At 63.5% G+C, this 25,587-nt stretch carries 24 protein-coding genes; 13 read left to right on the forward strand and 11 right to left on the reverse strand.

Annotated elements, in window-relative coordinates:
* The 3 genes from ACF8Q6_RS12805 (at position 1) to ACF8Q6_RS12815 (ending at position 4,118) form a co-directional block, all read left to right on the forward strand.
* Positions 1–576, forward strand: coding sequence for an RNA polymerase sigma factor (locus ACF8Q6_RS12805; protein WP_014859905.1), 576 nt, complete (start codon positions 1–3; stop codon positions 574–576).
* Positions 573–1,553, forward strand: coding sequence for a FecR family protein (locus ACF8Q6_RS12810; protein ID WP_392490847.1), 981 nt, complete (start codon positions 573–575; stop codon positions 1,551–1,553). Before ACF8Q6_RS12805 ends, ACF8Q6_RS12810 begins: the two co-directional genes overlap by 4 nt.
* 174 nt (positions 1,554–1,727) lie before the next feature.
* Positions 1,728–4,118: a TonB-dependent siderophore receptor gene (locus tag ACF8Q6_RS12815; protein WP_392490848.1), complete on the forward strand. Its 2,391-nt coding sequence runs from the start codon at positions 1,728–1,730 to the stop codon at positions 4,116–4,118.
* Positions 4,119–4,147: 29 nt separating this feature from the next.
* On the opposite strand, the gene ACF8Q6_RS12820 is transcribed toward ACF8Q6_RS12815, so the two are convergent.
* On the reverse strand, positions 4,148–5,023 hold the full coding sequence (locus ACF8Q6_RS12820; RefSeq protein ID WP_012053686.1) for a helix-turn-helix domain-containing protein: 876 nt from the start codon (positions 5,021–5,023) through the stop codon (positions 4,148–4,150).
* A 185-nt stretch (positions 5,024–5,208) separates the two neighbouring features.
* On the opposite strand from ACF8Q6_RS12820, the gene ACF8Q6_RS12825 reads away from it, so the two are divergent.
* Positions 5,209–6,111, forward strand: a complete 903-nt coding sequence (locus tag ACF8Q6_RS12825) for a DMT family transporter (protein WP_392490849.1) — start codon at positions 5,209–5,211, stop codon at positions 6,109–6,111.
* A gap of 88 nt (positions 6,112–6,199) precedes the next feature.
* Here ACF8Q6_RS12825 and ACF8Q6_RS12830 read toward each other — a convergent pair whose 3' ends face one another.
* Positions 6,200–7,174, reverse strand: a complete 975-nt coding sequence (locus ACF8Q6_RS12830; RefSeq protein ID WP_392493543.1) for a 2-hydroxyacid dehydrogenase — start codon at positions 7,172–7,174, stop codon at positions 6,200–6,202.
* Positions 7,175–7,347: 173 nt separating this feature from the next.
* Positions 7,348–8,295, reverse strand: coding sequence for a LysR family transcriptional regulator (locus ACF8Q6_RS12835; protein ID WP_003251712.1), 948 nt, complete (start codon positions 8,293–8,295; stop codon positions 7,348–7,350).
* A 192-nt stretch (positions 8,296–8,487) separates the two neighbouring features.
* Between ACF8Q6_RS12835 and ACF8Q6_RS12840 the strand changes: the two genes are divergently transcribed.
* The 4 genes from ACF8Q6_RS12840 to ACF8Q6_RS12855 are packed head-to-tail and all read left to right on the forward strand — an operon-like array spanning position 8,488 to position 13,252.
* Positions 8,488–10,017, forward strand: a complete 1,530-nt coding sequence (locus tag ACF8Q6_RS12840) for an efflux transporter outer membrane subunit (protein ID WP_392493541.1) — start codon at positions 8,488–8,490, stop codon at positions 10,015–10,017.
* Complete coding sequence (locus ACF8Q6_RS12845) at positions 10,014–12,191, forward strand: FUSC family protein (RefSeq protein WP_003251716.1); 2,178 nt, start codon at positions 10,014–10,016, stop codon at positions 12,189–12,191. Before ACF8Q6_RS12840 ends, ACF8Q6_RS12845 begins: the two co-directional genes overlap by 4 nt.
* A complete protein-coding gene (locus ACF8Q6_RS12850; RefSeq protein WP_003251718.1) occupies positions 12,181–12,381 on the forward strand; it encodes a DUF1656 domain-containing protein in 201 nt (66 codons plus the stop codon). The genes ACF8Q6_RS12845 and ACF8Q6_RS12850 overlap by 11 nt, the downstream gene beginning before the upstream one ends.
* Positions 12,382–12,391: 10 nt before the next feature.
* Positions 12,392–13,252 carry an efflux RND transporter periplasmic adaptor subunit gene (locus tag ACF8Q6_RS12855; RefSeq protein ID WP_392493540.1) on the forward strand — a complete coding sequence of 287 codons (861 nt, stop codon included), beginning with the start codon at positions 12,392–12,394 and terminating at the stop codon, positions 13,250–13,252.
* A 72-nt stretch (positions 13,253–13,324) separates the two neighbouring features.
* On the opposite strand, the gene ACF8Q6_RS12860 is transcribed toward ACF8Q6_RS12855, so the two are convergent.
* The 3 genes from ACF8Q6_RS12860 to ACF8Q6_RS12870 form a co-directional block, all read right to left on the reverse strand.
* The gene (locus ACF8Q6_RS12860; protein WP_014859916.1) at positions 13,325–13,792 is read right to left on the reverse strand and encodes a type II toxin-antitoxin system YhaV family toxin; all 468 of its coding nucleotides are present in this window, start codon (positions 13,790–13,792) and stop codon (positions 13,325–13,327) included.
* Positions 13,789–14,115, reverse strand: a complete 327-nt coding sequence (locus ACF8Q6_RS12865; protein WP_014859917.1) for a type II toxin-antitoxin system PrlF family antitoxin — start codon at positions 14,113–14,115, stop codon at positions 13,789–13,791. The genes ACF8Q6_RS12860 and ACF8Q6_RS12865 overlap by 4 nt, the downstream gene beginning before the upstream one ends.
* A 92-nt stretch (positions 14,116–14,207) precedes the next feature.
* Positions 14,208–14,654, reverse strand: coding sequence for a universal stress protein (locus tag ACF8Q6_RS12870; RefSeq protein ID WP_014859918.1), 447 nt, complete (start codon positions 14,652–14,654; stop codon positions 14,208–14,210).
* A 273-nt stretch (positions 14,655–14,927) separates the two neighbouring features.
* Here ACF8Q6_RS12870 and ACF8Q6_RS12875 point away from each other — a divergent pair, with 273 nt between their 5' ends.
* The 4 genes from ACF8Q6_RS12875 (at position 14,928) to ACF8Q6_RS12890 (ending at position 20,051) form a co-directional block, all read left to right on the forward strand.
* The gene (locus ACF8Q6_RS12875) at positions 14,928–15,833 is read left to right on the forward strand and encodes a LysR family transcriptional regulator (protein ID WP_392493539.1); all 906 of its coding nucleotides are present in this window, start codon (positions 14,928–14,930) and stop codon (positions 15,831–15,833) included.
* 135 nt (positions 15,834–15,968) lie between these two features.
* On the forward strand, positions 15,969–17,510 hold the full coding sequence (locus ACF8Q6_RS12880) for an MFS transporter (protein WP_392493537.1): 1,542 nt from the start codon (positions 15,969–15,971) through the stop codon (positions 17,508–17,510).
* 28 nt (positions 17,511–17,538) lie between these two features.
* Entirely contained in the window at positions 17,539–18,600 is a 1,062-nt protein-coding gene (locus tag ACF8Q6_RS12885) for an HlyD family secretion protein (protein WP_392493535.1), read from the forward strand.
* Positions 18,597–20,051 carry an efflux transporter outer membrane subunit gene (locus ACF8Q6_RS12890; protein ID WP_392493534.1) on the forward strand — a complete coding sequence of 485 codons (1,455 nt, stop codon included), beginning with the start codon at positions 18,597–18,599 and terminating at the stop codon, positions 20,049–20,051. The genes ACF8Q6_RS12885 and ACF8Q6_RS12890 overlap by 4 nt, the downstream gene beginning before the upstream one ends.
* Before the next feature lie 249 nt (positions 20,052–20,300).
* Here the strand turns inward: ACF8Q6_RS12890 and ACF8Q6_RS12895 are convergent, their stop codons facing one another.
* Together ACF8Q6_RS12895 and ACF8Q6_RS12900 are read right to left on the reverse strand one after the other, a co-directional pair.
* The gene (locus ACF8Q6_RS12895; protein ID WP_392490467.1) at positions 20,301–21,113 is read right to left on the reverse strand and encodes an SDR family oxidoreductase; all 813 of its coding nucleotides are present in this window, start codon (positions 21,111–21,113) and stop codon (positions 20,301–20,303) included.
* 31 nt (positions 21,114–21,144) lie between these two features.
* Positions 21,145–21,609 carry a multidrug transporter gene (locus ACF8Q6_RS12900; protein WP_392490466.1) on the reverse strand — a complete coding sequence of 155 codons (465 nt, stop codon included), beginning with the start codon at positions 21,607–21,609 and terminating at the stop codon, positions 21,145–21,147.
* Positions 21,610–21,778: 169 nt separating this feature from the next.
* Between ACF8Q6_RS12900 and ACF8Q6_RS12905 the strand changes: the two genes are divergently transcribed.
* A complete protein-coding gene (locus tag ACF8Q6_RS12905; protein ID WP_392490465.1) occupies positions 21,779–22,231 on the forward strand; it encodes a hypothetical protein in 453 nt (150 codons plus the stop codon).
* A 39-nt stretch (positions 22,232–22,270) separates the two neighbouring features.
* Here the strand turns inward: ACF8Q6_RS12905 and ACF8Q6_RS12910 are convergent, their stop codons facing one another.
* Genes ACF8Q6_RS12910 through ACF8Q6_RS12920 form a run of 3 tightly spaced genes read right to left on the reverse strand, consistent with a single transcriptional unit; the run spans position 22,271 to position 25,586 of the window.
* On the reverse strand, positions 22,271–23,725 hold the full coding sequence (locus ACF8Q6_RS12910; RefSeq protein WP_003251742.1) for a mannose-1-phosphate guanylyltransferase/mannose-6-phosphate isomerase: 1,455 nt from the start codon (positions 23,723–23,725) through the stop codon (positions 22,271–22,273).
* A 35-nt stretch (positions 23,726–23,760) separates the two neighbouring features.
* Complete coding sequence (locus ACF8Q6_RS12915) at positions 23,761–24,408, reverse strand: alginate O-acetyltransferase AlgF (protein ID WP_003251744.1); 648 nt, start codon at positions 24,406–24,408, stop codon at positions 23,761–23,763.
* Between the two features lie 20 nt (positions 24,409–24,428).
* Positions 24,429–25,586, reverse strand: a complete 1,158-nt coding sequence (locus tag ACF8Q6_RS12920) for an alginate O-acetyltransferase (protein ID WP_392490464.1) — start codon at positions 25,584–25,586, stop codon at positions 24,429–24,431.
* Between the last annotated feature and the right edge of the window lies 1 nt (position 25,587).

The raw sequence follows: 25,587 nt of genomic DNA on the forward strand, positions 1-25,587 counted from the left end.
GTGAGCGAGCCGAGGGATATCATCGAACCTGACGCTGACAGCGCAGGCGCGCGTGCACGTTTCGTCCAGGTGTTCCAGGCCCAGCGTGCGCGTATGGAGGCGTTGGTAAGCCGTCGGGTCGGCTGCCGCGCCACCGCTTCGGACTTGGTCCAAGAGCTGTTCCTGCGTTTCTGGCGTCGCCCCGAGGTCAAGGTCGAGGCGCTGGACACTTACCTGCTGCGTTGCGCGGGCAACCTGGCCATAGACCACCTGCGCAGCGAAAGTAGCCGCGAACGCGTGGCCGAAGCCGCTGTGCCGGTGAGCGAGGCGAGCCTGGCCCAGGCCCCTGAGCAGGCCGTGGAGGTTGACCACGACTTGCAGCGTATCGAGGCCACCTTGCGTGCCTTGCCCGAACGCACCCGGCAGATCTTCCTGCTCAACCGCATTCACGGCTGCAAGTACAGCGAGATCGCCAAAGCCATGCAGCTGTCCCAGAGCGCCGTGGAAAAGCATATGATGCGCGCCCTCGAAGCGTGCAAGGCGAGTGTTGCCGAGCCCGCGTCCACCCCACGCCGGCCAGGGAGCGCCCGTCGATGAGCCGTTTACCGCCGATCACCGAAGCGCAGTTTCAGGCTGCCCTGCAATGGTTCAACCGGATCAACGAGCAACCCGGGCAAGCCGAAGGGGCGGCATTCAAGCGCTGGTTGCTGGCCGACCCCGCGCACCGCGCAGCTTATGAACAGGCCCAGGTGCTGTGGCAGAAAAGCGCCGCCCCGGCGGCGCGGCTGGCGGACGAAGAACAGGACGCCCTGCAGCGCTACCTCGATGCCATGGCCAGACCGCCGGCGCGTGGCGGGTGGCGGCGGGTGGCAGGGCTGGCGTTGGCAGCCTGCCTGGTGCTGGCCGTGGGCGTCGCCGGGGGCTGGCACCCGGGGTACTGGTTGCGGGACCTGCAGGCGGACTACAGCAGTGCCGGGCAGATTCGCCAGGTGACCTTGGCCGACCAGTCACAGGTGACGCTTGATGCCGGTAGCGCCATTGCGGTCGACTTCGCCCAGGGTGAGCGCCGTGTGCGGTTGCTGCATGGTGCGGCGTTCTTCGAGGTTACCCATACCGGTGAGCCGTTCCTGGTGGAAGCTGCCGGCGGCGAAGTGCGGGTGCTCGGCACCCAGTTCGAGGTGCGTGAGCAAGGCGAGGGTGCCCAGGTGACGGTGCGCAGCGGGCGTGTGGGCGTCAGCCCCGCGCAGGGCACTGTGGCGCGAGAACTGACTGCCAACCAGCAGCTGACCTACCGCGCAGGCAGGGTAGGCGACACCCTGGCGGTGGACAGTGACAACCGCCTGGCCTGGCGCCAGGGGTGGCTGAACTATTACCAGGTGCCGCTGGCGCAGGTGATAGATGACCTAGGGCGTTATTACCCGGGGCGTATCCTGTTACTCGACGGTGACCTGGGGCAGCGCAAGGTCAGCGGCAGCTTCCCGGTGGCCGAGCCGCTGCTGGCGCTGGATTCGCTGGGCAAGGTGATGGGTTTTTCACGGCAGATCGTGTTGGGGCGTTTGACCCTGATTCGGTAGTTGCCTGTGCCGGCCTCTTCACGGGTAACCCCCCGTAGGAGCGGGTTTACCCGCGAAGAGGTCGCCACAGCAAAAATATTTCCAGGCACAGGTGAGGTAACAGCACGTGGCATCCGTGTAATGAGTGAAAGTGCGATTCATTCGCAGTAATCACCCTCTCACAGGTCAGCGTCCATGAAGTTCTCCCCGCGTTGCGTCCCTCTCTGGTTCGGCCTTGCTGCGCTCCCGGCCTTCGCTGTCGCCCCCCTGGCAACTGCGGCCGAGCAGTTGCAGGCCTATGCCTTCGCCCAGCCGGCCCAACCCTTGGCCCAGGCCCTGAACGCCTTCAGCCGCACCACTGGCCAGAGCGTGGTCTACACCCTCGAGCTGCCGGGCGTGCAAGCGCCAGCGCTGAAGGGTCGGTTCAGCGCCGAGCAGGCGCTGCAACAACTGCTGGGCAACGCTGGGCTGGCCTGGCGCCGCGTCGACGCACGTACCCTGACCCTCGAACCTGCAGACACCTCCGGTGCCCTCAACCTGCAGGCCACCACCGTGACCTCGCAACAGGACGACTACAGCTACCAGCCCCCGGCCAGCGCTTCGATCATGCGCGGGCAGGGCCCGAACCAGGACATCCCCCAGGCAATCAACGTGGTACCGGCCCAGGTCATCCGCGACCAGGCCCCGCGCAACCTCGATGATGCCCTGGCCAACGTCAGCGGCATTACCCAGGGCAACAACTTCGGCGGCACGTCCGACACGGTGATGAAACGTGGCTTTGGCGACAACCGCGACGGCTCGATCATGCGCGATGGCATGCCCGTGGTGCAGGGTCGCAACCTCAACGCCAGCACCGAGCGGGTTGAAGTGCTCAAGGGGCCTGCCTCGCTGCTGTACGGTATCCAGGACCCGGGTGGGGTCATCAACGTGGTCAGCAAGCGTCCGCAGTTGCAGCAGTACAACGCCCTGACCGTGCGCGGCTCGACCTATGGCAGCGGCAAGAACGGCAGCGGTGGCGGGCTCGACAGCACGGGCGCACTGGGTGACAGCAACTTCGCCTACCGCCTGGTCGTCGACCACGAAGACGAGGACTACTGGCGCAACTACGGTGTGCACCGCGAATCGCTGGTGGCACCGTCGCTGGCCTGGCTGGGCGAAGACACCCAGGTGGTGCTGGCCTACGAGCACCGTGAGTTTCTCTATCCCTTCGACCGTGGCACCGCGTTCGGCAACAACGGCCACCCGCTGAACATCCCTGCCACGCGCCGCCTGGACGAGCCGTTCAACGACATGGAAGGGCGCTCCGACCTGTATCGCCTGGAAGTCGACCATCAGCTGTCCGATGACTGGAAGCTGCACTTCGGCTACAGCTTCAATCGTGAGACCTACGATGCCAGCCAGGTTCGCGTGACCGGCGTCAACGAAACCCAAGGCACGCTGACACGCAGCATCGACGGCACTCACAACGCCATGAGCCGTGACCAGTTCGTGACTCTGAGTCTCAATGGCAATGTCGAGCTGGCGGGGATGCAGCATGACCTGCTGTTCGGCATCGACCATGAAGACCGCAAGATCTTTCGCGGTGACCTGATTCGCCAGACGCCACAGTCCACGTTCAGTTATCTGGACCCGGTCTACGGACAGGAAGTGGAGGGCACCAACGTGCGAGCCAGCGACAGTGACCAGACCGACAAGCTGCGCACCGATGCGCTGTTCGTGCAGGACGCGCTGCACCTCGATGAGCACTGGATCCTTGTAGCAGGTGCGCGTTTCCAGCAGTACGACCAGTACGCGGGCCGCGGTCGCCCGTTCAAGGCCAATACCGACATCAGTGGCCAGGCCTGGGTACCCCACGCCGGTATCGTTTACAAAGTCGACGACCAGCTCTCGTTCTATGGCAGCTACAGCGAGTCGTTCAAGCCCAACTCGACCATCGCGCCGCTGACCGGCAATGTCGTGCTCGATTCCTCGGTGGCACCTGAGGAGGGCAAGGCGTGGGAGCTGGGCGCCAAGCTCGACATGCCAGGCCGCATCACAGGCACCCTGGCATTGTTCGATATCACCAAGCGCAATGTACTGGTCTCGAACTTTGACGCCGTCACAAGCGAGACGGTCTACAGCAATGCGGGTGAGGTCAGTTCACGCGGTGTGGAACTCGACGTGACCGGCCAGATCAGCGAGCGCTGGAGCCTGATCGGCAGCTATGCACTGACCGATGCCAAGGTCACCAAGGACCCTGATCTTGAGGGCAATCGCCTGCAGAACGTGGCCCGGCACAGCGGCTCGCTGTCGGCGGTGTATGACTTTGGCAGCCTGTTCGGGGGTGACCGGCTGCGCTTCGGTGCCGGCGCCCGTTATGTGGGCGAGCGTTCGGGTAACGCGACCAATACCTTCGACCTGCCGAGCTATACCGTTGCCGATGCGTTTGCCACTTATGAAACCAAACTCGACGAACACAACGTGCGTCTGCAACTGAACGTGAAGAACCTGTTCGACAAGGTGTATTACAGCTCGGCGGTGAACCAGTACTTTGTGGCGATTGGCGATGCGCGGCAGGTCAGTTTGTCGAGCACCTTCGAGTTCTAGGCAAATGGGGCCGCAGAGCGGCCCCGGTTTCAGATGAAAAAGGCCTTGCGGTATTCGCCAGGTGTGGCCCCCAGGGCTTGGCGAAACCGGTTGCTGAAATGGCTGGCACTGGCAAACCCGCACAACAAGGCAATCTCCCCCAGCGGTAACACGCCCAGCCGCAACAGCTGGCATGCCCGGTGCAGCCGCCTCGCCAGCAGATACTGGTGCGGCGGGAGCCCGAAACTGGCGCGGAACATGCGCGCAAAGTGGTATTCGGACAGATTGCAGCGCAGCGCCAGCTCTTCCAGGGTGATGGGCTGGTCCAGGTGTGCCTCGAGGTAGTCGACCAGCTGTCGGCGCAGGTTTGGCGCCAGCCCGCCTTTCAGGCGCAGGCCTTGGCGCAACCCGACCTGGCTGAGCAGCGCATGGTCAACGATCTCGTGCGCCAGGCTGCTGGCCAGCAGGCGCTCGCCGGGCTCGTCCCAGTCCAGCTGGATCAATTGACGAAAGCGGGCAGCCTGCTGCGGGTCGTCCAGAAAGGTCGCTTCCTGCAGTTGCAGCTCGCGCGGTTCCCGGTCGAGCAGGCGTACACAGCCCAGGGCGAACTGCGCCTCGCTGACATACAGGTGTGCCAGGCGGATCGCGCCATTGACGACCCAGTTCGATTCCTGCCCGGCCGGCATCACGCACAGCTTGTCGGGCGCACCTTTGTCGGCCGGGCGCTGGCGGCGGAAGGTGCCGGTGCCGTCGGCGATGTAGCACGACAGGGTGTGATGGCTAGGCGCCTGGTAGTCGCGGGCATCGTCACGGTTGCTCCACAACGCTGCCGCCAGTCCGTCGCCCAGGTGCGCGCTCAGCTCCAGCCTGGCGTTGGGCGAGGCATGCATGGCGTTGAACACTTGCAACTGGGTGAGTGGCGTCATTGGCGGGTCCTCTTGCCTGCCATCCTACTGCGCCCTGGATCGAGTGACAGCTACCGGCGCAAGAAAAGCGCAAGTTCGTGCAAGCAGACAGAGGCCGATCGAAAGAACACTGGTGATCCCTGTAGGAGCGGGTTTACCCGCGAAGCGCCGGGCACCGATTTCCAAAGGCCCAAGGAACCGCCACCATGAACCTGTCACTCTACCTGCTCACCGTCCTGATCTGGGGCACCACCTGGATCGCCCTGAAACTCCAGTTGGGCGTGGTCGCGATCCCGGTGTCGATCGTCTACCGCTTCGCCCTGGCCGGGCTGATCCTGTTTGCTTTCCTGTTGCTTACCCGCCGGCTGCAACCCATGAACCGCCGTGGTCACCAGATCTGCCTGGCCCAGGGCCTGTGCCTGTTCTGCGTCAACTTCATCTGCTTCCTCAGCGCCAGCCAGTGGATCGCCAGCGGCCTGATCGCGGTGGTGTTCTCCACCGCCACACTGTGGAACGCGCTTAACGCTCGCCTTTTCTTCGGCCAGAAAATCGCCAGCAATGTGCTTGGCGGGGGTGCCTTGGGCTTGCTTGGCCTGGGCCTGCTGTTCTGGCCGGAGCTGTCGCATCACGCAGCCAGCCGCGAAACCCTGTACGGCCTTGGCTTGGCCCTGTTCGGCACGCTGTGCTTCTCGGCCGGCAACCTGCTGTCGAGCATGCAGCAGAAGGCCGGGCTCAAGCCGATGACCACCAATGCCTGGGGCATGGTCTATGGGGCGGTGATGCTGGCGCTGTTCTGTGTGGTCAGCGGCGTGCCGTTCAGCATGGAGTGGAATGCGCGTTATATCGGTTCGCTGCTGTACCTGGTGGTGCCGGGGTCGGTAATTGCCTTCACTGCCTACCTGACGTTGGTCGGGCGAATGGGCCCGGAGCGGGCAGCTTACTGCACGGTGTTGTTCCCGTTGGTGGCGTTGAATGTGTCGGCGGTGGCCGAGGGTTACCAGTGGACGGCGCCGGCCTTGCTCGGCTTGGTGGCGGTGATGGCGGGGAATGTGCTGGTGTTTCGCAAGCCCCGGGCCAGGGTGGCTGGGGGTGTTGTGGTAGCCAAATAGGTGATGGGTTGCCTGGGCCGGCCCTTTCGCTCCAAATTGTAGGAGCGGGTTTACCCGCGAAGAGGCCGGCACAGGCACTCCAAAACGGTCAGCCCTTCCACACCTGCGGGTTCACCAAGTCCCGCGGCCGCTCGCCCAGCAGCGCCGCACGCAGGTTGTCGATCGCCCGGTTGGCCATGGCCTCACGGGTTTCGGCAGTAGCCGAACCAATGTGCGGCAGCGTCAGCGCATTGGGTAGCTTGAACAGCGGCGAGTCGCTCAGCGGCTCTTTCTCGTACACGTCCAGGCCCGCGCCGCGAAGGGTGCCGTTCTGCAGCGCCTCAATCAGCGCCGCCTCATCCACCACCGGCCCACGGGCAATGTTGATCAGGAACGCACTCGGCTTCATCAGCTTCAGCTCGCGGCTGCTGATCAGTTTGTGGGTGGCATCGGACAACGGCACCACGATGACCACGAAGTCGGCTTCGGCCAGCAACTGATCCAGGCTGCGGAACTGCGCGCCCAGCTCCTGCTCCAGCGCGGTCTTGCGGCTGTTGCCGCTGTACAGGATCGGCATGTTGAAGCCGAAGCGGCCACGGCGTGCCACTGCTGCACCAATGTTGCCCATGCCGACGATGCCCAGGGTCTTGCCATGCACATCGCTGCCGAAGTGGGCCGGGCCCACGGTGGCCTGCCAGTTGCCGGCCTTGGTCCAGGCATCCAGCTCGGCGGTGCGCCGGGCGCAGCCCATGATCAGCGAGAAGCCCAGGTCGGCGGTGCTTTCGGTCAGCACGTCGGGGGTGTTGGTCAGGGCGATGCCGCGCTCGTTGAAGTAGTTGAGGTCGTAGTTGTCATAGCCGACCGACACGCTGGACACCACCTCCAGCCTGGCCGCGCCTTCAAGCTGCGCCCGGCCGAGCTTGCGGCCAACGCCGATCAGGCCATGGGCTTCGGGCAGGGCTTCGTTGAACTGGGCGTTGATGTCGCCGAGCTTGGGGTTGGGCAGAATCACGTTGAAGTCTTGCTGCAGGCGCTCGGCCATGGCCGGGGTGATACGGCTGAAGGCCAGGACGGTCTTTTTCATCGGGCAACTTCTCTGCTAGGCGGGGTGGGGCTGTGCCGGCCTCTTCGCGGGCAAGCCCGCGCCTACAGGGGCGCGGTGCCTTGCAGGAACGGGCTTGCCCGCGAATGGGCCGGAACAGGCGAAATCAATGGTTAGCAACCTACCATTGTCCGCCCCCGCAATGCAGCAGCTTTTTAGTTGGCGATCAGCACCTGGTGGGTTTTCAGGTCTGCCTCATGCGCGGCAAGAATCTCTGGCAGCGAGTTGCGCAGGTACTCGACCCAGGTCTTGATCTTGGCATCCAGATACTGCCGCGATGGATAGATGGCATACAGGTTCAGCTCCTGCAGGCGATATTCGGGCAGCACCCGAACCAGGCTTCCGTCCCGTAGGCCCTCGATAGCCGAATAGATCGGCAGCACGCCTACGCCCATGCCACTGCGGATCGCAGTCTTCATGGCATCGGCGGTATTCACCATGAACGGCGAACTGGTGATGTTGACCATCTCTTGGCCTTCCGGGCCATCGAACAGCCATTTCTCCAGCGGTATGACCGGGCTGACCATGCGCAGGCAGGCGTGCTTGAGCAGGTCGGCAGGCTTGTGCGCCACGCCATGCTGGGCGATGTAGGCGGGCGAGGCACAGACAATGCTGTAGGTGATGCCCAGGCGCTGCGAAACGAACCCTGAGTCGGGCAGTTCGGTGGCCAGCACGATGGAGACGTCATAACCCTCGTCGAGCAGGTCGGGCACGCGGTTGGCCATGGTCAAATCGAAGGTCACGTCCGGGTGCGTTTCGCGGTAGCGGGCGATGGCATCGACCACGAAGTGCTGGCCGACCCCGGTCATCGAATGCACCTTCAACTGCCCGGCCGGGCGCGCATGGGCGTCGCTGGCTTCGGCCTCGGCTTCTTCGACGTAGGTAAGAATCTGTTCGCAACGCATCAGGTAACGCTTGCCGGCTTCGGTCAGCGCAATGCGGCGGGTGGTACGGTTGAGCAGCCTTGTTTGCAGATGGGCTTCCAGGTTGGAGACCGCCCGCGACACGTTCGCGGTGGTCGTATCCAGTTGCGCCGCAGCGGCAGTGAAGCTGCCGAGTTGGGCTACGCAACTGAAAGCACGCATGTTTTGCAGGGTGTCCATGGGTCACTCTCGAGGTAGAGGACAAAATTGTGTCACGAAGTAACTTGGAAAAGAGAAAAAGTTGCCTTCGACCAAAGGCGGATTATCGCTGTTTTGGTAACAAAGATTCGCAGGAATCTGTGCTTATCGCCAGTGCTGCCGCCCCCTAGAATTGCCCGGCCCCCTTCACCTCTTCCTCGGGAAATCGCAGCTGTGCCGCGTCGCATCATCAGAACGCTCAAGGCGTTCAGTGCCTGTGCCCTTGCCCTCACCTTGAGCGGCTGTATCGGAACCTGGGGCATTGCCCCGCAAAGCAAGACGCTGCAAGCCAATACCTTGACCACCGACGCGGCCATTCGCGAAGCCGCGACCGACGCTCACTGGCCCGACCAGCAGTGGTGGCACGCCTATGGCGACCCGCAGCTGGACCGCTGGATTGCCCTGGCCGTTGCCGGTAGCCCGAGCCTGGCCATGGCTGCGGCGCGGGTGCGCGAAGCCAAGGCCATGGCCGGTGTGGTCGAGTCGGCGGAAAAGCTCCAGGCCAACGGCCAGGCCACGCTCAAGCGCCACAACTGGCCTGAAGACCAGTTTTATGGCCCCGGCGCGTTGTCGGGTGCCAACACCTGGGACAACAACGCCGCCATCGGTTTCAGCTACGCCCTTGACCTGTGGGGGCGCGAGCGCAATGCCAGCGAGCAGGCCGTGGACCAGGCGCACATGAGCGTGGCCGAAGCCCGCCAGGCCCAGCTGGAACTGCAGAACAATGTGGTGCGTGCCTACATCCAGTTGAGCCTGCATTTTGCCCAGCGCGATATCGTCAAGGCCGAACTGGAACAGCAGGAGCAGATCCTGGCCCTGGCCAAGCGCAGGCTGGATGCCGGCATCGGCACCCATTTCGAAGTCAGCCAGGCCGAAGCGCCGCTGCCGGAAACCCACCGCCAGCTCGACAGCCTGAACGAAGAGATTGCCCTGACCCGCAACCAGCTGGCGGCACTGGCAGGCAAGGGCCCGGGCGAAGGCGCCCAGTTGCAGCGCCCGACCCTGGCCCTGGCTGCACCGCTGAACCTGCCGTCGAACCTGCCGGCCGAATTGGTTGGCCAGCGCCCCGACGTAGTTGCCAGCCGCTGGCAGGTGGCTGCGCAGGCGCGGGGTATCGACGTCGCTCACGCCGGCTTCTTCCCCAACGTCGATCTGGTCGGCAGCCTGGGCTTCATGGCCACCGGCGGTGGGCCGCTGGAATTCCTGACCGGGCGCAAGTTCAACTACAACGTCGGCCCTGCCATCAGCCTGCCGATCTTCGACGGTGGCCGTTTGCGCTCGCAGTTGGGCGCGGCTTCCGCCGGCTATGACGTGGCCGTGGCGCGCTACAACCAGACTGTGGTCGGTGCGCTCAAAAACATCTCCGACCAGTTGATCCGCCGCGAGTCGATGAAAGAACAGTCGCACTTCGCCGCCGAATCGGTTGCTGCCGCGCAGAAAACCTACGACATCGCCATGGTCGCGTTCCAGCGCGGCCTTACCGACTACCTGAACGTACTCAACGCGCAGACCTTGCTGTTCCGCCAGCAGCAGGTGCAGCAGCAGGTGCAGGCCGCCCGCCTGATTGCCCATGCCGAGCTGGTCACCGCCCTGGGTGGTGGCCTGCAGGCCGGTCAGGATGCGCCGAAAGAGGAACGCCAGGCAGCACCGAAGACCCCGGCCACCCTGGCCATTTTCGACAAGAAGCCGGATAACGCCGAATGAGCACTTCCAGTTTGCCCGTGCGCTGGCTGCAAAGCCTGGAATGGCGCCGGGGCTTCTTTGCCTGGGCACGCACCGACGGCGTGACCTGGGTGTACATCTTCAAGGTGCTGGCCGCTGCGTTCATCACCTTGTGGTTGGCCATGCGCCTGGAGCTGCCGCAACCGCGTACAGCGATGATCACTGTTTTCATCGTCATGCAGCCGCAAAGCGGGCATGTGTTCGCCAAGAGCTTCTACCGGGTGCTAGGCACCCTGGCCGGCTCGGCGATGATGGTGGCGCTGATCGCCATCTTCCCGCAGAACACCGAGCTGTTTCTGCCCAGCCTGGCCCTGTGGGTGGGCCTGTGCTCAGCCGGTGCCATGCGCTACCGCACCTTCCGCGCCTATGGTTTCGTGCTGGCTGGCTACACCGCAGCGATGATCGGCCTGCCGGTGCTGCAACACCCCGACCAGGCGTTCATGGCAGCGGTATGGCGGGCGCTGGAAATCGCCCTGGGTATTCTGGTGTCGACCTTCGTCAGTGCCGCGATCCTGCCGCAGTCGGCCAGTGCCGCAATGCGCAACGCCCTGTACCAGCGCTTTGGCGTGTTTGCCGGGGTGGTGGTCGAGGCCCTGCGTGGCGACAGTCAAAAGGACCGCTTCGAGAGCAGCAACGTGCGCTTCGTGGCAGAGGCCGTGGGCCTCGAGAGCCTGCGCAACGTCACCGCTTTCGAAGACCCGCACATGCGCCGTCGCAGTGGCCGGCTGGTGCGCATGAACAGCGAGTTCATGGCCATCACCACCCGCTTCAATGCCTTGCACCGCTTGCTGGAGCGCCTGCGTGCCCGTGGCCCGCTGCAGATCGTCAGTGCCATCGAACCGGGCCTGAACACCTTGGTGGAGTTGCTGCAGCCCTATGTGGGCCGGGCGTTGACTGACGCCGATGCGCTGCGCCTGACCCTGGAGCTGGCCGCCTACAAGGAAGGCCTGCAGGCCCAGGTGCGGGGGCTGCGGGCTGAGTACCTGGCAACGGACCCCAGCGAATCCGACCTGCTCGATTTTCACACTGCGTTCGAGCTGCTGTACCGCTTCGTCGACGAGATGTTGAGCTACGCCGAAACCCATGCCTCGCTAGCCGCGCACAAGCACGAGCGCGAGCAGTGGGACGAGCCCTACGTGGCGCAGACCAGCTGGCTGGTATCGCTGGCGGCCGGTGTGCGCGCCTCGGCAGTGCTGTTGCTGCTGGGCAGTTACTGGCTGCTCAGCGATTGGCCCAGTGGCGCCATGATGACCCTGATCGCCACGGTCACCGTATGCCTTTCGGCGGCGTCACCCAACCCCAAGCGCATGTCGTTCCAGATGGCTTGCGGCACGGCCATCGGCGCTTTTGTCGGCTTCTTCGAAACCTTCTTCGTGTTCCCCTGGATCGACGGTTTTCCGCTGCTGTGCATGGTGCTGGCGCCTGTGTTCGTGCTGGGCGCGTTTCTTTCGTCGCGCCCCGCCTACGCCGGTTATGGCATCGGCCTGCTGGTGTTCTTCGCGATTGGTTCGGTGCCGAACAACCTCACCGTTTATGACCCGTACACCTTCATCAACGACTACATCGGCATGGTGATCGGCATGTTCGTCTGTGCCGCCGCCGGGGCGATCATCCTGCCGCCCAACAGCCGCTGGTTGTGGAGCCGCCTGGAGCAGGCGTTGCGCGAGCAGGTGCTGTTCGCCATCAGCGGCCGCCTGCGCGGCCTGGGCTCGGCCTTCGAAAGCCGCACCCGCGACCTGCTGCACCAGGCCTATGGCCTGGCGGCCGGCAAGCCGCAGGTGCAAAGCCAGCTGATGGGCTGGATGTTCACCGTGCTGGAGATCGGCCACGCCGTCATCGAGCTGCGCAAGGAGCAAGCCCGCGCCCCGGTGCACCCGGCCTATGCCGAGTCGCAGCCCTGGCGCCAGGCAATCCGTGTCATGGGCCGTGCGCTGACCCGGCTGTTCCTGCAGCCCAGCGCCAGCAACCACGAGCGCGCACTGGTGGCAGTGGACCACGCCATCGCCCGCGTGCAGGCCACCGACGAGCCATTCGCCCGGCACTTCGACACCTCGGTGCTGCGCCGCGTGCAAAGCTACCTGCACTTCATTCGTACTTCCCTGCTGGACCCACAGTCGCCACTGGCACCGGCGAAAGGACTGCACCATGCCCCGTGAGATCGCCTTCCATGGCGTGTACATGCCCACCATGACCTTGATGTTCCTGTTTGCCCTGGGCCTGGCCTGGGGCCTGGACCGGTTCATTGCCAGCCATGATGGCTACCGCTTCTTCTGGCACCCGGCGCTGCTGCGCCTGAGCCTGTTCGTCTGCTTGTTCGGCGCCATGGCGCTGTCTGTCTACTGGTGAGAATCCTTCGATGAAAAAGTTCTTCAGCCTGATCGCCACCCTGCTGGTGCTGGTCGCTGCCGTGGCCATCGGTCGCCAGTTGTGGCTGCACTACATGACCACGCCATGGACCCGTGATGGCCGTGTGCGTGCCGACATCATCAACGTCGCTGCCGACGTGCCCGGTTACGTGGTGGATGTACCGGTCAAGGACAACCAGCGGGTGAAGAAGGGCGACCTGCTGATCCAGATCGACCCTGAGCACTACCAGTTGGCCGTCGACCAGGCCAAGGCACTGGTCGCCTCGCGCAAGGCCACCTGGGAAATGCGCAAGGTCAATGCCAAGCGCCGTGCCGACATGGACAACCTGGTGATCTCCAAGGAAAACCGCGACGACGCCAGCAACATCGCCAATTCCGCCCAAGCCGATTATCAACAAGCCCTTGCCGAGTTGGCCGCAGCCGAGCTGAACCTCAAGCGTACGCATATCGTGGCGACGGTTGACGGCTATGTGACCAACCTGAATATTCACAAGGGCGACTATGCGCGTACCGGTGAAGCGGTGATGGCGGTGGTCGACGAGAATTCGTTCTGGGTTTACGGGTTCTTCGAGGAGACCAAGCTGCCGCATGTGAAGGTGGGGGACCAGGCCGAATTGCAGATGATGAGCGGCGAGCGTCTCAAGGGGCATGTGGAGAGCATCGCCCGCGGCATCTACGACCGTGACAACCCACAGAGCCGCGAGCTGATCGCCGACGTGAATCCGACCTTCAACTGGGTGCGGCTGGCACAGCGGGTGCCGGTGCGCATTCACATCGATGAAGTGCCGCAAGGGTTTTTGCTGGCGGCGGGGACGACCTGTACGGTGGTAGTCAAGCCTGGCGAAGGTTGACCTTCGCGACCATACCGGCCTCCCGCATCATCTGTGGGAGCCCTGCTGATGCATGCGTATTAGCCAGTCGGCTCAATCTGCGGCAGCCTCTTGCAGCAACTGGTCCCAATCGTCCGGTGGGTGGCCGCTATGCAACATCTTTTGAAAGACCTTGTAAGCATCGTCGTTACTTTCATAGGCCCGCTTGCTCGACTCGTCATTGACCCAGGCCAGCACGATGATCCTGCTGGGGGTGTGGTAGCGGAAGAACAACCGGTACTGCTGGAAGAACTTTGCTCTGAACCAGTGCTTGTGGTCACCGCCAAGTGTTGCCCCTTGCCGGTATTCGGGTTTGGTCGGGTCTTGAGGGATTACATCGAACGCCAACCGCCGGATGGCGGCCAGCCTTTTAAAGGTATTTCTTTTCGTATAACCCGTTGGGTCTTTGTCCCGTTGAGCCTCGACTTGAGCGCTTAGCGCGTCCAGTTTGGCCAGGAACAGCGGGTGGGCAATTACAGTCCATCCATGAATAACCAGAGGCTTCCTGCTCGCATCACTCATTCATCGTCCGCCGACAGAGGTTGATCCAGGTCGACCTCCGCGTCGCCGACAAGCTTGTCGAGGCGCGCGATGAGGCCAGCATCGACAACCTGCAGCCGTTGAGGGTTGGTAGCGATATCGTGTGCCAGGAAATCCAGAAATTTGCCCAGTACCGGATCGTCCTCGGTTGCCTCTGCGCGGGTGAGTATCACCCCACCGTCGGGGCGAATCGAGTAATGGATCTTGTCACGTTTTTTCAAGCCCAAGGCGCGCCGCACCGTTTCGGGAACAGTGGTTTGATAGCGATCGGTCAGCGTGGACTCGACGTCGAAGGTGGCAGCCATGAGTAATGTCCTGTGGGTGACAGCGATACAACCCAAGGTAATGCGATTGCATTGCCTTGTCAATGCAGGTGCATTACCACGCTGATGAGCGGTCAGGCAGAGCCCACCAACACTGGCATGTCTACCCGGTCAATCACCTTCGCGCTGATTGACGGGTCCAGCAACCGCCCCAACCGCGACAGGTGGCGGTGGCCCATGATGATCAGTTCGCAGTTCAATTCCTGCGCTTTGGCCACAATCGCTTCAACCGGCAGCCCGGCCACCATGCAGCCCTGGCTGGCGAAGCCGGCTTGCTGCAGTTCGCGCACGGCCTCGGCTACGGCGTGGTCGGCATGCTGCTGTTCCTGGCAGGCGGCGGGGTATTCTTCCAGTTCCTCGGCGGTGTAGGGCGCGGGTTGCTCATGCACGGCGAAGGTGGAATCGATGGCCAGCAGCACGTGCAGTTCGTGTTCGCCGGGGCGGCAGTAGCGGCGGGCGAGGGTGAGCAGGGTGCTGGAGGCGGGGGAGGCGTCGATGGCGATCAGGACGGGGCTGGGCATTGGAATCCTTGGCAGAGGCTGGCTTGTGTGTCTGCAGGATCGGCCCTTTCGCGGGCATGCCCGCTCCCACAGGTTGTGTCGCACAACATTCGGGAATTGTGGGGGGCCTGTGGGAGCGGGCGCGCCCGCGAAAAGGCCAAACCTGCCAATGCTTCATTTAAGGCCGAATACGCCCAGTGAATAAATGCCCCACCACGCAAGAGCGCATTGCGTCTGATGCAATCCTCCAACCTGCTACCATCGCGTTTCCCGCAGCTGTAACGGAAAACGGCCATGCAACTCCCGGACATGAACCTGCTCGTCGCCCTCGATGCCTTGCTCGACGAGGGCAGCGTGGTGGGCGCAGCGCAGCGCATGAACCTGAGCCCGGCGGCCATGAGCCGGACATTGGGGCGTATCCGCGATGCTTTGGGTGACCCGATCCTGGTGCGCGCCGGCCGTGGCCTGGTGCCTACGCCCCGTGCGTTGGCCCTGCGCGAGCAGGTGCATGGCCTGGTGGAGCAGGCCGGGCAGGTGTTCCGCAGCCGTGACGATGTCGACCTGGTCAACCTGGACCGTGCCTTCAACATCCGCACCAATGACCTGTTCATCGCCCTGTATGGCGCTCAGTTGTTGCGCATGATGCTGGCCCAGGCACCGCATACGGTGCTGCGTTTCGTGCCAGAGGGCAGCGGCGACGATGATGCGGTGCTGCGCAATGGGCAAATCGACCTGATCATCAGTTCAGCCATTGAACTGGGCCCTGAAATCAAGGTTCAGAGCCTGTTCAACACCTACTTCGTGGGCTTGGCGCGTGAAGGGCACCCGGTTTTCGATGACGAGATCACCCCTGAGCGCTTCGCCGCCTACCCGCACATCAGCGTGTCACGCCGTGGCCGTGCCAATGGGCCTATCGACGTGGCGCTGGCCAATTACAAGGTGGAGCGCCGGGTAGCGCTGATCACGACGAGTTTTCACTCCGCGATGTTTTCGCTGCCGGACTCGGACCTGATCTTGCCGATACCCGCCAATATCCTGAACAGTGTGAACAGGCTGAAACTGCCATTGCGGTCCTTCGAGATCCCCGTGCCACTGGAAAAGGTCAATGTCATGCAGGCATGGCACCCGCGGTTCGATAACGACCCGGCCCATCGCTGGCTGCGGCAGACGTTGAAGGTGTGCGGCAGGATGGACCCTTGAGGCGTATGGCACGTGCGCATCCGTTGCCCGATTGCGTTTGACGCAATATAAAACTGCCAACAAGTCAGTTTTCGTAAGCATTTGACCTTTTTAGACTTGCTCCAGTCGCAAATTTGTTGCCGGAGATGTCTGCCCATGAGTTCCCTGTCCGTCCCGTCTGCCGCCATGGCCGCCGCCCCTGCGCCGGCTGCGCCCGCGCAGGCTGCGTTCGGCCTGCAGGTGGTGGTCGGGTTGTTCGGTGTATTGCTGGCTGTGCTGTGCGCCGGCCTCAACGAGTCGGTAACCAAGATTTCCCTGGCCGATATCCGCGGCGCCCTGGGCATCGGTGCCGACGAAGGTGCCTGGTTGCTGGCGGTGTACAGCGCCGCTTCGGTCTCGGCCATGGCCTTTGCGCCGTGGCTGGCCACGACCTTCTCGCTGCGGCGCTTCACCCTGAGCGCAATTGGTCTGTTCGCCGTGTTTGGCCTGCTGCAACCGTTCGCCCCCAACCTGCACAGCTTGATGTTGCTGCGCGTACTGCAGGGCTTTGCCGCTGGCGCCTTGCCGCCGATGTTGATGAGCGTGGCCCTGCGCTTTTTGCCGCCAGGTATCAAGGTCTATGGCCTGGCCTGTTACGCCCTGACCGCCACCTTTGGCCCCAACCTCGGCACGCCACTGGCGGGGCTGTGGACCGAATACGTCGGTTGGCAATGGGCATTCTGGCAGATCATCCTGCCCTCGCTGCTGGCCATGGTCTGCGTAGGCTGGGGGCTGCCGCAGGACCCGCTGCGCCTGGAGCGTTTCAAACAGTTCGACTGGCGGGGCGTACTGCTGGGCCTGCCCGCCATCAGTTGCACTGTGCTGGGCCTGTCGCTGGGCGACCGCTGGGGTTGGTTCGACTCGCCGCTGATCTGCTGGCTGCTGGGCGGTGGCCTGCTGTTGCTGGTGTTGTTCATGTACAACGAGTGGTCCGAGCCGTTGCCGTTTTTCCAGTTGCGCTTGTTGCAGCGGCGCAACTTGAGTTTCGCCTTGGTGACCCTGGCCGGTGTGCTGATCGTGCTCTCGGGTGTGGGCAGCATCCCGTCGGCCTACCTTGCGCAGATCCAGGGCTACCGCCCAGCGCAGACCAGCCCGTTGATGATGCTGGTGGCCATGCCGCAACTGATCGCCCTGCCGCTGACGGCGGCACTGTGCAACATCCGCGCAGTGGACTGCCGCTGGGTGCTGGGCATTGGCCTGGCGATGCTGGCGGTGTCCTGTGTTGGCAGCAGCCTGCTGACCAGCGAGTGGATCCGTGGCGACTTCTACCCGTTCTACCTGCTGCAGGTGTTCGGCCAGCCGATGGCAGTGCTGCCATTGCTGATGCTGTCCACCAATGGCATGACCCCGCAGGAGGGCCCGTTCGCCTCCAGCTGGTTCAACACCGTCAAGGGCCTGGCCGCCGTCATCGCCGGTGGCCTGCTGGATGTTCTTGGCACCCTGCGCCGGCATTTCCATTCCAATCACCTGGTGGACAGCCTGGGCAACGCCCCGCTGGTTGACGGCAACGCCGCCGGCCTGGCCAAGCGCATTCACGACCAGGCGCAGGTATTGACCTCGGCTGACCTCTATCTGGTGCTGGCCTGTATCGCCGTAGCCCTGATCTGCCTGATTCCTTTCGTGCCTACCCGGGTCTATCCGCCGCGTGCGGTGGCTTGAACCCTGGATGATTTCGAGAACCATTGAAATGACCAACAACCGCAAAACCCTTTTCATCGGCTCGGTGCTGGCCGTGGCCGTCCTGGCCGGCATCGTCGGCCCCTGGATGTTTGGCAGTGACCACCGCCAGAGCACCAATGACGCCTATGTGAGCGCCGACTACACCGTGGTCGCGCCCAAAGTCGCCGGTTTCATCAAGCAAGTGCTGGTGGAAGACAATCAGCAGGTCACGGCTGGCCAGTTGCTGGCGACCATCGATGCGCGTGACTACCAGGCTGCGCTGGATGCTGCGCAGGCGCAGTTGCTGGTAGCCCAGGCACAAAGCGCCGATGCCCGCGCCACGCTTGAACGCCAGGACGCGCTGATTGCCCAGGCCGAAGCGGCAGTGAAGGCGGCTCAGGCTGAAGCGGCGTTCGCCGACCATGAAGTCAACCGCTACAGCCGCCTTGCCGAGCAGGGCGCGGGTACCGTGCAGAACGCACAGCAGGCGCGCAGTGCTGTCGATCAAGCCCGTGCTCGCCTGGCCAACGCTCAAGCTGCGCGGGTCGCGGCGCGCAAGCAGGTAGACATCCTCACGGCTCAAGTGGCCAGCGCCGATGGCCAGCTCAAGCGTGCCGAAGCAGGCCTGGAAAAGGCCCAGCTCGATCTGTCCTACACCCGCATCACAGCGCCGGTGGACGGTATGGTCGGCGAACGCGCCCTGCGCGTGGGGGCCTACGTCAACCCGGGCACCCGCCTGTTGTCGGTGGTGCCGTTGCAGCAGGCCTATGTGGTCGGCAACTTCCAGGAAACCCAGCTGACCCACGTACAGCCGGGCCAGCCGGTGCGCATCAGCGTCGACACCTTCTCCGGCGAAACCCTGCAAGGCCATGTGGAAAGCATTGCCCCGGCTACCGGCGTCACCTTCGCCGCAGTCAAGCCAGATAACGCCACCGGCAACTTCACCAAGGTGGTGCAACGCATTCCGGTAAAGATCGTCTTCGATGATGGCCAGCCACTGCTCACCCGCCTGCGTGTGGGCATGTCGGTAGAAGCCACCATCGACACGCGTGGCGACAAGCTGGACGGCAAAGAGGTAAGCGCGCGATGAAACCGGGATTACGCTTGAGCCCTTTGCTGCTGGCTGTGCTGCTGACCGGTTGCACCCTGGGCCCGGATTTCCTGCGCCCAGATAGCCAGGCCCCGCAGCAGTGGGCGCCGCTGCAAGGCGAGGCAGCGGCCAGCCAGCCGCAGGCCGAACCGCTTGAGCTGCGCTGGTGGGAAACGTTCCACGATGCCCGCCTGAGCGCGTTGATCCAGCGCGTTGCCGAACGCAACCTCGACCTGCAGATGGCCAGCGCGCGGCTGCTGCAAAGCCGTGCCCTGCGCAGTACCTTGGCTGCCGACGAAGTACCGTCGGTGGACGTGAATGCCGGTTACAGCCGCGCTCGTAACAGCGCCGATGGCTTGAGCGATCCGTCCGGCAAGTCCGGCAAAGAAGCCTTCAACCTTTGGCAGGGCGACCTGGTGGCCGGTTGGGAACTGGACCTGTGGGGCCGTGTGCGGCGTCAGGTCGAGGCTGCCGATGCCACGGTCGAAGTGGCCGAGAATGACCGCCGCGGTGTGCTGTTGGCACTGCTTTCGGAAACCGCCGGCAATTACATCCAGCTGCGTGCCGTGCAGCACACCCTCGATGTGACGCAGGATAACCTCAGGGTCGCCCGGCACAGCCTGAAGCTGTCCCAGGACCGCCAGGCTGAAGGCGTTGCCACACGCCTGGATGTGGCCCAGGCCAGCGCCCAGGTCGCTTCTATCGAAGCGCGCCTGCCAAGCCTGGAAGCGCGGCGTGATGACCTGATCAATGCCCTCAGCCTGCTCGCTGCCGAGCCGCCGCGCAGCCTCCAGGCCGAATTGCTGCCAGGCGGCGAGCTGCCTGCGCCGCAGCAGAAGTTTGCCATCGGCTTGCCGTCCGAACTGGCTGAGCGCCGCCCGGACATCCGCCAGGCCGAGGCCCGTCTGCATGCCGCCACTGCCAGCATTGGCGTGGCCAAGGCGGATTTCTACCCGAGTATCCGCCTGTCGGGCAGTGTCGGCTTCCAGGCTCTGCAGCTGTCGGATTTCGGTGGCTGGGATTCGCGTCGGTTCGCCTTCGGTCCACAGATGTCGCTGCCAATTTTCGAGGGCGGTCGGCTCAAGGGCACCTTGGAACTGCGCGAGGCGCAACAGCAGGAAGCCGCGCTGAACTATCGCAAGGTGGTGCTGGGGGCCTGGCATGAAATTGATGATGTGCTACGCCTGTACAACGCCAGTCAGTTGCGCCGTGATCACCTTGCCGAGGCCGTGCGGCAAAACCGTATCGCCCTGGAAACCGCCCAGCGCCAGTATGTGGAAGGGGCGGTGGACTTTCTCAATGTGCTGACGGTGCAAGGCGCGCTGCTGGCCAGCGAGGAGCAATGGATCGACAGCTCGGCGGCGGTGTCGCAGGCGCTGGTGGGGCTTTACAAGGCACTGGGCGGTGGCTGGCAGGCGTTTGACGAGCAGCTGCCGAATGCTCACAGTTAGAGAGGACGCGCAGCATCTGGAGGGCGGGGTACGGCGGTCCATGGCATGATGCTTTACAGCCTGTACTGGCCTCTTCGCGGGTGAACCCGCTCCTACACGACGGCCTGCGCCCAATCACCGAGATGTGTCCACCACCAATCTGTGTAGGAGCGGGTTTACCCGCGAATACGGTAGCGGCGGCAACGGTGAACGGCGGGTGAAAACTGGCCTGCAGGCCCGGCCCTTTCGCGGGTACAGGCAGGCGATCACTCAGAGCGGGCGCAGCAGGCCAAAGCGCTTGCGCAGCGCCCAGTCCAGCAACCGCCGCGGCAGCAACCGTGCCATCAGCGGCAAGGCTGTACTGCCATTCCCCAAACGTACCACCGCGGGCGCCGGCGACTTGCCGACTGCTGCCAGCACGCCTTGGGCAAATACCGCGGCCGACGTTGGCTTGTCCTGCGATGCCCGCGCCCGCGCCTGCACATGCTCACGCAAAGGCCACCACGCCGAGTCTACCGACAGCACCTGCTCAGCCTGGCGCTGGGCATTGCTGGCGAACTGCGAGGCAATTGCACCCGGCTGTACTTCCATCACCTGCACACCGAACGGCGCCAACTCCAGGCGCAAGGCATCGCTCAGGGCATGCACAGCCGCCTTCGAGGCGCAGTACGCGCCGGCGAATGGTGTGACCAGCACGCCCGATACACTGCCGATATTCACCACCAGGCCGCGTGAGCGGCGTAACAGCGGGAAGAGCGCCCGGGTAACGCCGACCACGGCGAAGACGTTGGTTTCGAACTGCTGGCGCAGGGCGTCGACGCCACCATCGAGCAGTGGGCCCATGGCGCCGTAACCCGCGTTGTTGATCAGGATATCGAGGGTTTGCAGTTCCTCTGCCAGGCGGGCCAGGTCCTCGCCGTCGTTTACATCCAGCTGCCGGGCCGTGTAACCGGCGGCACTCAGTTGCTCGACATCCTCAGGCTTGCGGGCGGTGGCCCAGACATGGTGGCCGGCATCGCGGAAAGCGTCGGCCAGGGCGCGGCCGATGCCGCTGGAACAACCGGTGATCAGGACGGTGGGCATGGTGGGGGCCTGTTGTCATGGAGGAAACACATCAATTGGCAAACGTACCTTGCACGTGCTCTGCCCGGAATTCCAGGGTCTGCGGCCGATAGCCGGAACGCAGCGGCGGCAAGGGCAGGCAGTCTTGCCACTCGGCCCCCGGCTGCAATTCTCCTGGCCCTCGGTATCGCGGGGCGTTGTAGGTGTTCTCGGCGAGGTTCACGGTATCGCCCGGTGCGTACGCCGCCACGCGCCAGCGCAGTTCGGTCAGCGGCACGTCGTTGCCGTTCTTCATGCGTACCTGCAAGGCACGGTCGGCGGGACAGTGTTCGGGGGCGTAGGTCAGGCGCAGGTCCAGGCGTGCCAGTCGACTGCTTTCGCGGCTGTCTTGCCAGACGACGAACAAGGCCACCAGGCCCAGGCCACACACAGCCGCCAGGGAGATGGGAAGAGCCTTGGCTGGGTAACGCAACAACAACACCAGCCAGGTGAGGATCAGCAGGGCACCGATCAGCATCGCGTAATCGCCTCATTCGCGCGGATGGATGGCTAGAGCCTATCGAAAACCCAGCAGTCATGTAACCGGTGAGTCGCTATGCCAGAAGCCAAACCTAGCATTGCTGCGAGTAGTGGAAAGGGTACATCCATTTTAGATTCCGCCATGCCTATTCAAAAGGAGCATGGTTATGAATGACACATCGGTTGAGCAAAAGCATGTGCAAGAAATGAAAAGAACGCCTGCCAAGGGCACAGTTACAGCTGTCATCAGCCTTGCGGGTCAAAGAGAGGATTTCGTTTCGCAGGGCGTGGATTTCGGGACCACTGAACACTACGGATGGTTGTACGCGTACAAGGGGCAGGCCGAAGATGCGGACGTCTACATTGACTTCGATCTGGAACTACAGGAGGGCGTGCGGGATGTCGTTATCGGGGGTGAGGCTAACCGGGCGCTTGTTCACAAGCGCGGCACAACCTATGGCGGCTATGCGAAATCCGGTCGTATCCGGAAGCTCGAAATGACTGCCACGAGCATCAGGGCTGAATCCTTCGAATTTGAAGGGGAGGATGATTTGCAGCGACCTTTCAGGGTGGTGGGTGGCCCATTCGACATCTACGTCATAGCCCCGACCCTTGAATGAGCAGGCTCGCCCCTGGTCAGCCCAGGGGCGAGTCAGCATTTACTGCGCGATGGTCTTCACCGAAACGCCGCGCTCGATGGGTGTGGACGTGCGCCCATACACATCCTCGAAGCGCTCGATATCATCCTCGCCCAGGTAGCTGCCGGACTGCACTTCGATGATCTCCAGCGGGATCTTGCCCGGGTTGCGCAAACGGTGCACCGAAGCGATGGGGATATAGGTCGACTGGTTTTCGGTCAGCAGGAACACGTTCTCATCGCAGGTCACCTCGGCGGTACCGGATACCACGATCCAGTGCTCGGCGCGGTGATGGTGCATCTGCAGCGAGAGGCTGGCGCCCGGCTTTACGGTGATGTGCTTGACCTGGAAGCGGCCGCCCATGTCCACCGAGTCGTACGAGCCCCACGGGCGATACACTTCCAGGTGGTTCTGGGTTTCCGTGCGGCCCTGTTCGTCGAGGGTCTTGACCATCTGCTTGACGCCCTGGACCTTGTCCTTGTGGGCAATCATCATGGCATCCTTGGTCTCGACCACCACGATGTTCTCCAGGCCGATCACCGACACCAGTTTGCCGTTGCCGTGGATCATGCAGTTGCGGCTGTCTTGAACCACCACGTCGCCCTTGGTGACGTTGCCGTTGTCGTCTTTCTCGTGCACTTCCCACAGTGACGACCAGCAGCCTACATCGCTCCAGCCGGCCGACATCGGCACCACGCAGGCACGCTGGGTTTTCTCCATCACCGCATAGTCAATGGAGTTGTCCGGGCAGCAGGCGAAGGTGGCTTCGTCGATGCTCAGCACATCGCCGTCTTCCTGGCTGCGCTCCAGCGCCAGTACGCAGGTATCGTAGATGTCGCCGTCGTGCTTTTTCAGCTCTTCGAGGAAGCGGCTGGCGCGGAACAGGAACATACCGCTGTTCCAGAAGTAACCACCGGCCTGGACGAACTCGGCCGCGCGTTTTTCGTCGGGCTTCTCGACGAACTGCGCAACCCGCGCCACGCCTTCGGGCAGCAGCGCATCCTGGCTGGAACGGATGTAGCCGTAGCCGGTTTCAGGCTTGGTCGCCGGCACGCCGAACAGCACCATTTCGCCACGCTCGGCGGCCACGGTGGCCAAGGCCAAGGCACGTTGCAGGGCTTTCTGGTCATCGATCACATGATCGGCAGGCAGCACCAGCATCAGCTCGTCGCGGCCTTCGTTGACCAGCTTCATGGCAGCCATGGCCACGGCCGGCGCGGTGTTGCGGCCGAACGGTTCCATGAGGATGCCCTGGGTTTCCAGCTTCAGTGCGGCCAGTTGCTCCTGGACGATGAACTTGTGGTCCTTGTTACAGACCACGATCGGGGTGTCCATGCCCTCGAATACCAGGCGCTCGATGGTTTGCTGGAACAGTGTATGTTCACCGGTCAGGGCCAGGAACTGTTTGGGGAACTGCTTGCGCGACAGAGGCCAAAGACGGGAACCGCTACCACCAGAAAGAATTACCGGGATCATCATGTTTCTCCAATAGTCGTTGAGAGGCAGGGGAATCAGTTGCTAGCCACGGGGCGAGTTACCCACACCGGCGACAAGGCGTTGCCGGAACCCGTTACGTACAGCACTGCGGCTTCGCCGCGCTCTAGGGCGACGGGTTTCACGTCACCCACTTTCTTGTCTCCTTGGTACAGCGCCAGGTTGACCTTGACCGGGTTGATCTCCCGTTCGCCACGGCCGTTGGCGGCCACCGGCTTGACCACTTCGGTCTTGCCGTCGGCGGTTTTCAGGGTCAGCTGCTGGTCGCTCAGGTTCTGCACACGCACCAGGGCTTTCTGCTTGTTCTTGAACGGTGGTTCTTCGATCAGTTTCGGGCTGCCGCTGTTGCTGTTGACCAGGGTGTAGTACTTGTCCGAGGCCAGCTTGACCGGCACGCTCTTGCCGCCGACCTGGGCGGTGTAGTCGCCGCCTGGCAGGAAGCTGAAGTCGCTGCTGGCCTGTGCGCCCACCTGTTTGATCTGGGTGTTGCCGACCGACGCGGCGGCGGGGGCGCTGGTCGCGTTGTACAGGCGGACGAAGGTCGAGCCTTTCGGCGCACTTGGGCCATACAGTGCGGCGTCGGCACCGGCGAAGGCCTGCATCGAAGCAAGGGAAAGGCCGGCCGCGAGGGTGAGGGCTTTGGCAATGGAAGTCTTGGTAGTCATGTGCGTTTCCTCTCTATCAGTCAGTGGTCTGTCCGGGTGGACGACAAGGCCAGGTTTTCTTCGGATTTACGGGAGTTTTTCAGCTGCGCGATCCACTGCGGATCGAAGCTGCTGAGGTCGTTTTTCATTGGCAGATAACGTTCTGGGAATTCCCACACCACCACTTGTGGTGCGGCGTTTTTAAAGGCATCGCTTTGCAGGTACTTGAGCATCGGCAGCAGCGGGCCATGGCCGTCTTCGGCGTAGTTGGCGACGTCACTGCGCAGGGCCTGCTGCAGCGCGCCGAGGAAGTTCCAGTGCGGGTTGGCGCTGTAGCTGGTGCCTACCAGTGCAACCGGGATCTGCTGGTCGGCGAACAACGCGTCGCTGGCGTCACCCTCGGCATCGACCGGCCGGGTGGTGCGTTTCTGCAGGTTGTCCGGGGCCGGCAGCAGGTTGCTGAACAAGGGGTCCAGTGGCAGGAAGTTGGTCAGGTCGCCCTTGTAGGGGGCGGTGTTGCCGGCTTCGGTGATGAAGGCTTGCGGGTCGCCGTTGAGCAGGCTCTGGCGGCTGACCGCTTCGGCCAGCGCCTGCGCCGCCACTTCGGCCCCCATAGGCGTCCAGTGGGTGTCAGTACGCAGGAACACCTGGCCGCGGGCCTTGGCCTGCTCCATCGGTGCCATCAGGTCCGGTGCGAACACGTTGGCCTGGCGTGCCTGGGCATGGAACTGGTTGTACAGGTCGTCATGCAGGCTGGCAGGCCGCTCTTTGCCCAGGTACTCGGCGTAGACCCGTGCCTTGGCCGGCACGATCGCCAGCACCAGCTGGCTACCGTGTTGCTGCAGGGTGTCGCGTACGCCACGGATCAGTGCCAGGTTTTCCTGCATCAATTGCTCGGCACCGGCGGTGGGCTTGAACTCCTCGTCGCTGAACAACCACTGGTCGCGGCCCAGTACCACACCAGGGCGGCCTTCGTTGAACAGTTTGAAGTCCATGGCCGCCCACAGGTTGGTGCCCAGGCGCTTGATCGGGAACTCGGCGTCGTAGTGGGTCTCGGCGGCCTTGGCCAGCTTGCCGTTGAGCAGGGTCATCTGCTCGGTGCGCTGGAAACTCTGCAGGCCACCGGTGGACCAGGCGCCCATGCCGACCAGCAGGCCGAGGAACGACAGGGAGTAGGTGATGCGTAATGTCCGGGTCATG

This window comes from Pseudomonas sp. GLN_2 (genome assembly GCF_043106005.1).
Lineage (GTDB): Bacteria > Pseudomonadota > Gammaproteobacteria > Pseudomonadales > Pseudomonadaceae > Aquipseudomonas > Aquipseudomonas alloputida.